Consider the following 12,532-nt stretch of genomic DNA (forward strand, 5'->3'; position numbering starts at 1 on the left):
TATAGTGATTGATTTAGGCTACAGTAAGCCTTTTGCCAGTGGTGGGAACCGCTTTTGCTACCGCCACCCAGAGAAACCTCTGCTCTGCATAAAGGTTATGCGCCCAGGGCGCACCGCAGAATTGCTCGGACGAGCACCATGGTACAAAAAGTGGCGCGGTGAAGATGATTTTGATGATAATTTGCGTGAACAAGAAGGCTATTCGCAAAAAGCTATCCAGCAAAATAAAGAAGGCCTCTGGCAACATTTACCTCGCTGGTACGGGATACAACAAACCAGTCTGGGCCCCGGTGCAGTAACAGACCTTATCCTGGAGAGCGAGGGCAACCCAGCCCCTACCTTGCGCCAATATCTGAATAAGCATGGCCTAAACAGTGAAATAAGATCTGCCCTTGAACGCTTTGCAGCATGGCTCTTGGAGTATGGTGTACTGACCAAGAACCTGATTGCACACAATCTAGTTGTACGCAGGGAAAATGAAAAATTAGAAATTTATATTATTGATGGCTTGGGTTGTGCATCTTTTTTGCCCTTGCCTCAAATTTCTGACTTCTTCGCCAAACGCTACATTCAGCGGCGAATCCGGCGCATGTGGCTTCGAGTTGAGTGGGAGATTTCAGATAAGAAAACTCCCTGGAGGAAGTTTGAGTCTCAAGGCCTCAAACACTAGCGAAATGGCAAGTCGCAGCGGCGGAGTAAAGCCTGGGCACATAGGAGATATTGATCCAAAGGCTCTCGTCGCTTTTGTTTTGCCACCTCAGCTACTTGGTCACTAATAATTCCCTGGTCTACCAACCTTTGCACCGCAGCCCTGACTTTATTGGATCGTGCTCGACTTGGCACACGTATAACACCCACCTGGGCACTGCTCTGTAAAGATTCAAACAGCATAGAGATACTGTCTTCACTAACCCAAATTTGCTCAGCCGCCGCCATCTCTTCTTGTAACCACATGGGGGAGCAGGTACGCCAATCCACCATCTGGACATTGTCTACCAATAGTGAAGTAATCGTGCTCTCAGGAGTTCTGCGGCTATTGGACAACTGCCATTTAAGAGGTTGTTGAAGTAACTGATCCACTTGGTGATGAATAGAACTGTCATCCCATAAATAGTGACTACTTGGTCCCCCCAGTAATATTAGCCCCCGCCCAGATTTTTTAGACCCTTGTGGCAAAGGGCCTGTCAGTGCACCCTGACTGAGAATCACATTATCTAAAGGAGGCGGGCGGTCGTGCTCTGGCACTATCGAAAAGTCAAACCAGCGAAATGGCAACTGTGGGAGGTTAATAGCTACTGCACGCCCCCCAAAACGGTGACGTGCAGCTAACATAGGCAAACGACTTCGGCGGCCAGTTCCAATAAGAAAATCCGGCTTAGGGAGCTTGGGAATCTCACCGGCAGTTCCGAAAAGGATATTAGAGGCCGTAATGGAAGTGGAGATATCAAAGCTCCTAACCTGGCCCACGAAACTACTTCGCAACCCAGTGATCAATGCCGCACTTTGCTTTTCGTGTGCGCGGTTACCATCTAGAAAGCACCATATTGTCAGTTGCAAAAGAAATCCTTGATATGCAAACAGAGGCCAATTATTAAACAAGTCATCAACTTACTGGCGCCAATTGCTAAAATCTTGTAGATGCTTTTACAGGGGCCGCCACTGTTGAACCCTCACCTCTTCCAGTATAACCTTCCAGCCGGTTGTGCGGATGCTTAGAACCCTGCACATCTAAAACTTATCAATGCACTAAATATATTACCTATTTCGAAGATTGTATCCATCTTAAGCTCCCCAGAGTATTGCTATAGCATTTACCGTTGGCAACCCATGGGCAGCTTCAGCAAGCCTTGTTTGCCTAAAGCAGAAACATTATCAACTACACACTTAGTTATGTCAGAAACTGGAAGTAACTCCAATCCACTCCCTCCAGCACGTTACCGAAGGCAAGATTCCAGGTGGGTCTCTATACCGCTCCGCATAGTTTACTTGGGGCTATTCCTTCTGCTTTGCGGTTTTTACCTGACTCCCAAGGTCTCGGGCGTACAAACAAGCTTCTATTTAACTTTACTGCCAGCGACACTTTTTCTGCTGCCTTGGAGAAAAGACTATTCGTTCATATTTTCATGGCAATTTGTTGCTTTTTGCAGCCTTCCTTTGATATTGGCACTATCCACTTTTTGGGCCGACGGTGCGAATGCTGATGTCGTGCGAGAGGCAACATACTACTGGAAGCTGGTACTCTATTTAGCGGCTTTTTACTGTGCGATATATCTATTATTAGAACAATATGGAGATAAAATTTTACGAAACCTATTACTTGCAATAATTGTAGTGGGATTAGTTTCCGGGATCGCCTCATTAATTGCATATGGTATTGATGGTGGGTTTCAGAAATTTTACCGTATAGGTGGAATATCTTTAGAAGGGAATATTGATAAAACCGGCATGCTATTTGGCTTCCACGCGTTGTTCTGCTGCTATGGAATCAGGCACTCCTCTCTATTTTGGCGCTGGCTATCTTGGACTGGATTAGTGATTTCCTGCACCTATATTTTTCTTTCACAGACCAAAATTCCGATAATAATGGCAGGGGTTGCTATTCTACTCTCAGCAACTCTAACTCCTTCGCGTATATTCAAAATACTTGTGGCACTGGTACTTTTTACTGCTATACCCTTTGCCTACTTTATTATGTTTGGTGACTTGCCGCTATTCCATCGAAGCGTCGCCTATTCAGCTCGCCTGGAACTATGGGGCAAAACTTTCGAAGAATTTATGCTCTCCCCTATCGTTGGCTCAGGGCTGGTTCACAAGCAATTTATCACGCTAAATTATGTACTGCCTCATCCACATAACTACCTCTTGGATGTGGCTCGCTTTACAGGCCTACTCGGCATCGCAGCTTGTGCCTGGCAGGGGCTAGGCGTGCTTTACACTGTCGCAACCAAGAAAAACCTACTTAGTTGGGTTCCAGGCTTATATGTTGCCTGGTTCCTGTTCGGTACTTTAGCGATGCTAATTTACGCCCAACAACCTTTGGTCAAACCTAACTACATCTGGTTCTTCTATTGGGCTCCTCTCGCAATCCTTTTGGCCCGCAGTTATCTTGAGCAAGGTAAACTCAGGCCCTCGGGCTCTGCTTACCAGCAGATCTACCAGAAACAAACTCCTCCAAATATTGAGTCAAACTGATGAATGTCACCGTTTTCGGCACCGGTTACGTAGGTCTGGTGCAAGCTGCTGTACTGGCTGAGGCCGGCAATAAAGTAGTCTGTATTGATATTGATAATGACAAAGTCGAGCGTCTGAAACAGGGGCATATCCCTATTTTCGAGCCAGGCCTTGAACCGATGGTGAAAAGTGGGATCAACACCGGCAATTTGTCATTCTCGACCAATGCCGCTTATGGTGTTGAACATGGAGAGCTTATTTTTATTGCGGTCGGCACGCCACCAGATGAGGATGGCTCCGCCGATCTTAGACACGTCCTTACCGTTGCAAAGACTATTGCGCAACATATGGACAGCAAAAAATTTATTATCACAAAGTCAACGGTGCCCGTAGGTACTGCCGACAAAGTCCGCGCGACAGTCGAACAGCAGCTAGCTGGCCGCAATAGACCCGATTTAACATTTGATATTATTTCAAATCCGGAGTTTCTCAAGGAAGGATCTGCTGTCTCAGATTGCATGCGCCCTGATCGCATCATAATAGGCACCTCTGAGGCCGAATCGGAGCAAAAACTCCGCCATCTATACGCGCCATTTAATCGCAACCACGAGAAGATTCTCGTTATGGATGTTAAAAGCGCAGAGCTGACCAAGTATGCGGCTAACTGTATGCTCGCTACCAAAATCAGCTTTATGAATGAGATGGCAAATATTGCCGATAAAGTTGGTGCTGATATCGAGGCCGTGCGCAAAGGTATCGGCTCTGACCCACGGGTTGGCTATCACTTTATTTATGCTGGCATCGGTTATGGCGGCTCTTGTTTCCCAAAAGATGTCAAAGCCCTGATTTCTTCTGCACAGCAATTAGGCTTGTCGGCGGACATCCTCTCTGCAGTCGAATCACGCAACGAACAGCAGAAACACTATCTAGCCGAGAAAATTGTGGGACATTTTAAGGGGAACCTGAAAGGGAAAACCTTTGCGCTCTGGGGCCTTTCTTTTAAACCCAACACTGACGACATGCGAGAGGCACCGAGCCGTATCCTACTAGAACGCTTGTGGGAGCAGGGTGCACGGGTTCAGGCTTTCGATCCAGAAGCCATAGAAGAGTGTCGCCGTATCTATGGAAATCGAGCAGACCTAAAACTCTGTGCATCAAAAAATGAGGCACTGCATAACGCCAATGCCCTGATTATCGCTACAGAGTGGCAACAGTTCAAAAGCATCGATACAGATGAACTGAAAGCAACTTTGGTTTCTCCAGTCATTTTCGATGGCCGCAATCAGTATGAGCCAAGCGAAATGCAGGAAGATGGATTTGATTACTATTGTGTGGGAAGGCCTGATACCAATGCAGCCCCATAATAAATAATATAATTACAAGTTTGATGAGTAATAAAAAACCCAGTTTTCACCGGGTTTTTTATTATCTCTGACCAGCATCTTAAGCAATTCGAATATTTACTTCAGGTGCATCAGTGACATCGCTCAACCACCCCCGATGAGCGGCGCTACGTCCCTGAACCACATCGAAATAGAGACTCTGTAAGCGGCCGGTGATTGGCCCGCGCCGACCACTGCCAATTGAACGCCCATCTAGAGAGCTGATCGGCAGTACTTCAGCCGCAGTGCCCGTAAAGAAGGCTTCATCGGCAATATATACTTCGTCCCGGGTAATCCGCTTCTCCACCACCCTGTATCCGCATTCCCTGGCGAGTTCAATTACAGTATCGCGGGTAATTCCATCCAGGCAGGAGGTAAGCTCCGGCGTATAGATGATACCTTCGCTAACGATGAAAAAGTTCTCTCCACTCCCCTCTGCCACATAGCCTTCTGGGTCTAATAGGAGCGCCTCATCACAACCGTTGCGCACAGCCTCCTGTAGAGCCAGCATAGAGTTGATGTAATTGCCATTGGCCTTGGCTTTACACATGCTGATATTGACATGATGGCGGGTATAGGAGGAGGTATTCACCTTGATACCTTGTTCCAAGGCCTCCGGGCTCATATAACTGGGCCATTCCCACGAAGCTACAATGACATGGGTTTTGAGACCCTCAGCACGTAACCCCATTCCCTCGGATCCGAAAAACACCATGGGCCTCAGATAGGCCTGATGCAGGTTATTCTCCCTCACTACCAAACGCTGAGCTTCATTCAGCTCATCAACATCGAATGGCATTGGGATATTCATAATTTTTGCAGAGCGAAATAGTCGGCGGGTATGGTCCAGCAAGCGAAAAATACTGGCGCCTCGGTCAGTTTCATAAGCCCGTACCCCCTCGAACACTCCCATCCCGTAGTGCAGGGTATGGGTCAGTACATGAACGCGTGCATCGCGCCAGGGGACCAGCTCACCGTCAAACCAGATAACGCCGTCGCGGTCGGCAAAAGACATGGGAAACTCCTACAAATCCTGAAAAACAGTTTAATCGGGCAGCAGGAGGTAGCCGGCCTTTAACCGAGCAATTGCTGCCAGTTTGTTTGAACGGTCTTTCTTTCCGCTGTGAATCGGTCATCGCTCACAATCCCTGGCCGTTGTTGTAGTGCCAGGCGATGACCCTCAGATCGGTAGGCTTTGTAGGCGTCGATCAGATGTCCAGCTTGTTTGGCTGGCATCAGGCCCGCGTCAATCAGACTTTCGAGAATGCGAATATTATCGGTATAACGCACTATCGAGGGCGCAGTTTGCGCCCAGGCCAGAGCAGCATATTGAACCAAAAACTCAATATCGACAACACCGCCCGCTCCGTGTTTCAGGTCGAACTTTTGATCATTGCTCTTATCGAGATGGGAGCGCATTTTATTTCGCATTGCGATCACTTCCTCGCGCAATTTCTGCTCATTTCTGTGCTCGCAAAGCAATCTCAAACGAAGCTCCTGGAAATCCTCACACAGGCGGCTGCTACCCGTCACCGGCCGGGCGCGCACAATTGCCTGGTGCTCCCAGGTCCAGGCACTCTCACGCTGGTACTTGTCAAATGCCGCCATAGAAGTGACCAGTAGCCCTGAATTACCAGAGGGCCTCAGGCGAGTGTCCACTTCATAGAGTGGTCCGCTCAATGTGCGCGTTTGCAGAATATGGATCAGGCGCTGCGCCAGACGGGTATAAAAACGCTGGTTATCAATGCTGGTATCCCCGCTAGTATTGAGCTGGGGGTCTGCATCATGCACAAACACAATATCCAGATCAGATCCATGGGCCAACTCGAGACCGCCAAGTTTACCGTAGGCGATAATGGCAAAACGCATATCCTCTACGGTAGCGCCTGCAGGCAAGCCGTATTTGTCCACCATCTGCGCCCAGGCCAGATGCAAAGATTGCTGTAGAATTGCCTCAGCAAGCCAAGTGAGGGAGTCGCTCACTCTCATCAGCGGCAGAGCCCCACTTACCTCCTGGGCAGCAATACGCAGGCTTTGACTCTGCTTGAAGTAACGCAACGCTTCCATCTGTTGCTCCAAATCAGCAGGATCAACGCGCAATAGTTCTCGACGCAGCTCATCTGCAATATCCTCCGCTGTAGCCGGCGCTAACAGGCGACGTGAATCCAGTAATTCATCCAGAAGTATCGGGTGGCGTGCGAGCTGCTCTGCAATTCGCGGGCTGGCACTACAAAGCCGCACTAGCTGGCTCAGTACCGGTGGGTTTTCATTGATCAAAACCAGGTAGGCGCTGCGGCGCAGTACTGAGCGCACTAGGGGCAGTACTCTAGCAAGCACTAGCAGCGGCTGCTCCTGTAAACTGGCTGCCGCCAATAGCAGAGGCATAAACTGGTCCAGGCGCTCCCGGGATGAAGCAGGCAATGCGATCACCATTGGTGAGTTGGATAGCTCCCGCAACAGATTCAGGGCCTCCCCAGCAGGGACAAAGCCAGCATCCGCCAAGCTCTGCAGGTTGATCTCCTCACTTCCCGGCTCATTACAGCTGCCCCAAAGCCCCTGCCATTCCTCCGCTACACGCGGCTCAGCGATCTCCTCCGGAGGCGCGATTACAGTATCGAATTCACTTTCGACTACATTGCGCACCGATGCCAACTCCCCGAAGAGTTGTCCCCAGTCATCTCGCCCCAGGGCATAAGCAAGCCGCTGACGTTCCTTATCATCTTGGGGTAATGCTTGAGTTTGCTGGTCTCGATAAGCTTGTAGCGCGTGCTCAACCCGGCGCAGTAACAGATAACAGTTTGCCAATTCAGAGGCTACACCGGGCTCTACATGCCCATCACTTTCCAATAGTGGTAGGAGCTTCAACAGGTTGCGTTCACGCAGTGCCGGTTGGCGGCCACCGCGAATTAACTGGAACGCCTGGGCGATAAATTCGACTTCGCGAATACCACCTCGACCGAGCTTGATATTGTCTGTTAGGCCTTTTGCACGCACCTGGCGTTGAATCAAAGCCTTCATCTCCCGCAGCGCATCGATCGCACTGAAATCGATATAGCGACGATAAGTAAACGGGCGCAGCAGCTCCATCAAATCTGCCGCAACTTCCTTATTACCGGCCACAGGACGCGCCTTGACCATGGCATAGCGCTCCCATTCGCGTCCCTGGGTCTGGTAGTAGTCCTCCAGTGCAGCAAAATGGCTCACAAGCGGGCCACTGTCTCCATAGGGGCGCAAACGCATATCCACACGAAACACAAAGCCTTCGGCATTAATAGCATCCAATGATTTGATTAGTCGCTGTCCCAAACGCTGAAAAAACTTCTGGTTTTCCACGCACCGTTCGCCATCTGTGTGGCCGGGTTCGGGATAGGCAAAGATCAGGTCTATATCTGAGGATAGATTCAGCTCTCGCGCACCCAGCTTGCCCATACCGAGCACTACCATAGATTGCGCACGCCCTTCTCTATCCCGCGGCTCGCCGTAGCGCTTTACCAGCTGGGAATGGTGCCATCGCAGCGCCGTATCAATACAAAGCTCCGCCAACTCACTCAGGCGCAGGCAAGTCCGTGGAATATCCCACTGGTCGGCAAAATCGCGGAATATCACCTCCGCGGTAGCGCGATTGCGCAGAAACCTCAGTGCGCTGTCGAGGCTCTCATCACTATTGAAGTCTGGCAGTGCAAGCCCAAGATCCTCGGCTTTTAACAGCTCAACCAAGAACTGAGGTTGCCGGCAGCAATGACGGTGAAAAAACTCAGAACCAATAAAGCTTCTTGCCAATCCCGGCTCTAGGGCCCGCTCTTCTGTAAGCCTCTCCACCTCATCACTAAAAGCAGTGCCCGCCTGTTCGCACCAATCACTCCACAATGAATCCAGCTGGTGTTTGAGTGACTCGGGGCAATTGGCGTGGTCGAACATGGGGTATCAATCCTTAGAGCAGCTATGAGGCTGGTGTGCCTGTTCATTTTTTCCTAGGCCGAATTCAATTTTGAAGCCAGCAGCTTAGAACAGCTAGCTTCTTAATACCTCCACCTGTTCTTCACCAGCTAGGCAATCCAGCTCCAAACTTTAAAACGCAATGTCTGGCGGCGGAGCTACACGCAACACTTCCGCAACGGTAGTCAGGCCGGCTGCCACTTTTTTGGCACCTGAGAGACGCAAGCTACTCATACCCTCTCGCATTGCCTGACGACGCAGCTGCTGCAGATCGCAATCAGGGGTAACCTGTGCTTGGACAGGCTCACTGAACGGCAATATTTCGTAAATGCCTTGACGTCCCAAATAACCGGTATTACGACACTCCAGGCAACCTATCGGTGCATATACCTTTTCCGGGAGCGGAGCCTTCCATGGGCGCACCAGGGATTGCCAATCGGCCTCTGCTATCTTATCCGCACGCTTGCATGACGGGCACAGGGTGCGAACCAGTCGCTGCGCCATTACCCCGAGGATGGTCGATTTAAGTAGGTAGTGAGGTAACCCCAGGTCAAGCAATCGAGTGACCGCCGTAGGGGCATCGTTGGTATGTAAGGTGGAGATCACCAAGTGCCCGGTAAGCGCCGCCTGTACCGCCATCTGCGCTGTCTCAAGATCCCGGATCTCCCCCACCATAATGATATCCGGGTCCTGGCGCATCAGGGTCCGAATACCTGCGGCAAAATCGAAACCGATAGAGTGGTGCACCTGGGTTTGGTTGAAGCTCTCTTCAACCATTTCAATCGGATCTTCCACCGTGGAGACATTCACCGCGCTGGTAGCCAACTGTTTGAGGCCTGTATACAGAGTGGTGGTCTTTCCCGACCCCGTAGGCCCTGTTACCAGTACAATGCCGTTGGGACGCGACAACATTTTTTGCCAGCGGGACAAATCTTCACCACCCAAGCCCAGGTCACTGTAGGAGCGCGCCAGCACTTCGGGGTCGAAAATTCGCATCACCAGTTTTTCACCAAAGGCTGTAGGCAACGTAGAGAGGCGCAGCTCCACTTCACTGCCATCGGGCCGCTTGGTCTTGATACGTCCATCCTGGGGCTTTCGCTTCTCAGCCACGTTCATTCGCCCGAGAATTTTCAGGCGACTGGTCACAGCAGCATTCACCTGATCTGGCAGCTCGTGAATAGGGTGCAGCACACCATCGATACGGAAACGGATTCGCCCCACTTCCCGCCTTGGCTCGATATGGATATCACTGGCGCGCTGGTCGAAGGCATGTTGCAGCAGCCAGTCGACAATATTGACGATATGTTGATCGTTGGCCTCGGGATCCTTTAGGTTGCCGAGCTCCAGCAACTGCTCAAAATTGTTCGCAGTAGATGTACCTTGCAGGCCGCTGGCCCCAGAAATGGAGTTGGCAAGAGAGTAGAACTCCACGCAATAGCGCTTAATATCTGCGGGGTCCGCCACCACTCTCCGTACCATACGGCCACTGGTGTGCTCCAACTGCTCTTCCCAGCCCCTAGCGAAAGGCTGTGCAGTTGCAACCAAGAGTTCTTCTGCTCCCGCTTCAACACATAAGATCTGATGGCGCTTGGCAAACTGGAAGCTCATCACCTCGGTCACCGCACTGACATTCACTTTAAGCGAGTCAATATGATAGAGGGCATGAGAGGAAATATCTGCTAACCAGGCACTGAGAACTTCGCTGTTCAATAGGGCTCCGGGGGCTTTCCGGTTGGCGAGGTCGCAGCTTGCGATGTAGCTGAGAGGGTGCATTTGTGCCTGCTCAGCAGTACGCGGAGTACCTACAATCCGGTTAGCATCCTGCCTGCTCACATAGCCCTGACCGACAAGGTCATCCAGCAGCCCATGTAAGTCCAGCAGCCTGTCCGCGGCTTTGCTCTCTGCCATTGGTAAACCCCCTTTATTCTCATATGGCGACGCCGCATTGTAGCCCCATCCTCAGGGTACAACAGTGCATCGTTAACGCACTATTACCGAAGTTGCTCCGATTGGGGTACCATGCCGCCGTTTCGCACCCTGAGCAATGGAGCTAACCATGGCCCTGTCGAATATTGCCAATCTGTTTGGCCGCTCTCCAATCAAGCCGATTGAGAAGCATATGGCTACGGCCCACGAGGCTTCAGCCGATCTGATTCCGTTTTTTGACGCACTGATCAAAGGTGATCTGGAAGAGGCGGAAAAAATTCAACTGCGCATCTCTGCCACAGAAAACCGCGCAGATGACATCAAAAGAGATCTGCGCCTGCACCTGCCGGACAGCCTGTTTATGCCGGTCTCCAGATCCGATCTGCTGGAGCTGTTGCACGCGCAAGATGAGGTTGCCAACACCGCGCAGGATATCGCCGGGCTGGCAGTGGGCAGGAAAATGCAAATCCCACAAAGCCTGCAGCCGCTCATGGCCACTTTTGTTGAAAGTGCTGTGGCGACCTCATCCCAGGCACTGCGCGCCATTAACGAACTGGATGAGCTGCTGGAAAGTGGTTTCGCCGGCCGTGAGGTCACCATCGCAAAGCGCATGACTGAAGAGCTGGACGAGCTGGAGCGCAAGTCAGACAAGCTGGAAATTGAAATTCGCGCTGCGCTTTTCGCCATAGAAAAAGACTTACCGCCGGTGGATGTAATGTTCCTCTACCGCGTTATTGAATGGATCGGCGAACTAGCCGACCGCGCCCACAGCGTGGGCAACCGATTGCAGTTGTTGTTGGCACGTTAGGGGGTTCAGCGTGGAAATTATTAGTCAATACGGCCATATTCTGTTGATTTTGGCCTGTGTCGCAGGCTTCTTTATGGCCTGGGGCGTTGGTGCAAATGATGTCGCCAACGCCATGGGTACATCTGTGGGCTCGCGCGCACTGACTATCAAGCAGGCGATCATTATCGCCATGATTTTCGAGTTTGCCGGTGCTTACCTAGCTGGCGGAGAGGTAACTGCCACCATTCGCAAGGGTATTATTGACTCGGAAATCTTTGCCTCGCAGCCAGAGTTGCTGGTTTACGGCATGCTATCTGCCCTTCTCGCCGCCGGCACCTGGTTACTAGTGGCGAGCATCCTCGGCTGGCCAGTATCGACTACCCACTCAATCGTTGGTGCAATTGTCGGCTTTTCTGCAGTTGGCATCTCTGCCGACGCTGTGGCCTGGGGTAAAGTTGGCAGTATTGTAGCCAGCTGGGTGGTTTCTCCTCTGCTAGCTGGCACTATCTCCTTCCTGTTATTCCGCAGCGTTCAGCGGCTGATTCTCGATACCGAAGATCCATTCAATAACGCTAAGCGTTATATTCCCTTCTACATGTTCGCTGTAGGCTGGATGATCGCGATGGTGACCCTGACCAAGGGCCTGAAACATGTCTTGAAAGATGCCAATATCCAGCTGACATTCGTGCAGGATGCAGGCATCGCAGCCATTGCCGGTCTTATTGTGGCGGGTATCGGTATTGCCATGCTCAAGCGCGTGAAGCGCGACCCCTCCGCAGAATCCGAGAATCGCTTTGCCAATGTGGAGCGAGTCTTCGCGATTCTGATGATCTTCACTGCCTGTGCCATGGCTTTTGCCCACGGCTCTAACGACGTGGCCAATGCAGTAGGCCCACTCGCAGCGGTTGTAAACACTATCCAGAGCGGTGCGGTAACCGCCAAAGCCACTATGCCCTCCTGGATTCTGCTCCTTGGTGGCCTGGGAATTGTTGTGGGTCTTGCCACTTACGGCTTTAAGGTAATGGCCACTATTGGCAAGAAAATTACCGAGCTGACTCCGAGCCGCGGTTTTGCCGCCGAGCTGGGGGCTGCCGCCACCGTCGTTCTGGCCTCGGGAACTGGACTGCCAATTTCCACGACCCATACCCTGGTTGGCGCAGTTCTCGGTGTTGGCCTGGCACGCGGTATTGGCGCCCTGAATCTGCGTATGATCACAACCATTGCAGCTTCTTGGGTAGTAACTTTGCCCGCAGGTGCCGGTATTGCAATCCTGTTCTTCTACTTGTTTAAAGGTATATTTGGCTGATAAGCCAGTCTTAGGCTTTGAGAA

At 51.2% G+C, this 12,532-nt stretch carries 9 protein-coding genes; 5 read left to right on the forward strand and 4 right to left on the reverse strand.

Annotated elements, in window-relative coordinates:
- The first annotated feature begins 4 nt into the window (after positions 1–4).
- The gene (locus tag ACJJJB_RS17145; RefSeq protein WP_282952269.1) at positions 5–670 is read left to right on the forward strand and encodes a YrbL family protein; all 666 of its coding nucleotides are present in this window, start codon (positions 5–7) and stop codon (positions 668–670) included.
- Here ACJJJB_RS17145 and ACJJJB_RS17150 read toward each other — a convergent pair.
- The gene (locus ACJJJB_RS17150) at positions 667–1,557 is read right to left on the reverse strand and encodes an ELM1/GtrOC1 family putative glycosyltransferase (protein ID WP_445365222.1); all 891 of its coding nucleotides are present in this window, start codon (positions 1,555–1,557) and stop codon (positions 667–669) included. The two genes, ACJJJB_RS17145 and ACJJJB_RS17150, sit on opposite strands and share 4 nt — an antisense overlap.
- A 294-nt stretch (positions 1,558–1,851) precedes the next feature.
- Here ACJJJB_RS17150 and ACJJJB_RS17155 point away from each other — a divergent pair, with 294 nt between their 5' ends.
- Together ACJJJB_RS17155 and ACJJJB_RS17160 are read left to right on the forward strand one after the other, a co-directional pair.
- Positions 1,852–3,192 (forward strand): O-antigen ligase family protein, encoded by a 1,341-nt coding sequence (locus tag ACJJJB_RS17155; protein ID WP_445365223.1) that lies wholly within the window; start codon positions 1,852–1,854, stop codon positions 3,190–3,192.
- Positions 3,192–4,535 (forward strand): UDP-glucose dehydrogenase family protein, encoded by a 1,344-nt coding sequence (locus ACJJJB_RS17160; protein ID WP_353375549.1) that lies wholly within the window; start codon positions 3,192–3,194, stop codon positions 4,533–4,535. Before ACJJJB_RS17155 ends, ACJJJB_RS17160 begins: the two co-directional genes overlap by 1 nt.
- A 79-nt stretch (positions 4,536–4,614) precedes the next feature.
- Here the strand turns inward: ACJJJB_RS17160 and ACJJJB_RS17165 are convergent, their stop codons facing one another.
- The 3 genes from ACJJJB_RS17165 to tfpB all read right to left on the reverse strand — a co-directional run bounded on the left by ACJJJB_RS17165 (position 4,615) and on the right by tfpB (position 10,397).
- The gene (locus ACJJJB_RS17165; RefSeq protein ID WP_020414291.1) at positions 4,615–5,568 is read right to left on the reverse strand and encodes a branched-chain amino acid transaminase; all 954 of its coding nucleotides are present in this window, start codon (positions 5,566–5,568) and stop codon (positions 4,615–4,617) included.
- 59 nt (positions 5,569–5,627) lie between these two features.
- On the reverse strand, positions 5,628–8,471 hold the full coding sequence (glnE, locus tag ACJJJB_RS17170; protein ID WP_445365224.1) for a bifunctional [glutamate--ammonia ligase]-adenylyl-L-tyrosine phosphorylase/[glutamate--ammonia-ligase] adenylyltransferase: 2,844 nt from the start codon (positions 8,469–8,471) through the stop codon (positions 5,628–5,630).
- Positions 8,472–8,621: 150 nt separating this feature from the next.
- The gene (tfpB, locus tag ACJJJB_RS17175; RefSeq protein ID WP_353375546.1) at positions 8,622–10,397 is read right to left on the reverse strand and encodes a type IV pilus assembly ATPase TfpB; all 1,776 of its coding nucleotides are present in this window, start codon (positions 10,395–10,397) and stop codon (positions 8,622–8,624) included.
- A 148-nt stretch (positions 10,398–10,545) separates the two neighbouring features.
- Here tfpB and ACJJJB_RS17180 point away from each other — a divergent pair, with 148 nt between their 5' ends.
- A complete protein-coding gene (locus ACJJJB_RS17180) occupies positions 10,546–11,223 on the forward strand; it encodes a TIGR00153 family protein (RefSeq protein ID WP_020414288.1) in 678 nt (225 codons plus the stop codon).
- Positions 11,224–11,233: 10 nt separating this feature from the next.
- A complete protein-coding gene (locus ACJJJB_RS17185; RefSeq protein ID WP_020414287.1) occupies positions 11,234–12,508 on the forward strand; it encodes an inorganic phosphate transporter in 1,275 nt (424 codons plus the stop codon).
- The last annotated feature ends 24 nt before the right edge of the window (positions 12,509–12,532 follow it).

This window comes from Microbulbifer variabilis, assembly GCF_052468405.1.

Bases quoted from the DNA above. Each gene is read 5' to 3' on its own strand.
- ACJJJB_RS17160 (WP_353375549.1), top strand. From the start codon at position 3,192: ATGAATGTCACCGTTTTCGGCACCGGTTACGTAGGTCTGGTGCAAGCT.
- ACJJJB_RS17165 (WP_020414291.1), bottom strand. From the start codon at position 5,568: ATGTCTTTTGCCGACCGCGACGGCGTTATCTGGTTTGACGGTGAGCTG.
- glnE (WP_445365224.1), bottom strand. From the start codon at position 8,471: ATGTTCGACCACGCCAATTGCCCCGAGTCACTCAAACACCAGCTGGAT.
- tfpB (WP_353375546.1), bottom strand. From the start codon at position 10,397: ATGGCAGAGAGCAAAGCCGCGGACAGGCTGCTGGACTTACATGGGCTG.
- ACJJJB_RS17180 (WP_020414288.1), top strand. From the start codon at position 10,546: ATGGCCCTGTCGAATATTGCCAATCTGTTTGGCCGCTCTCCAATCAAG.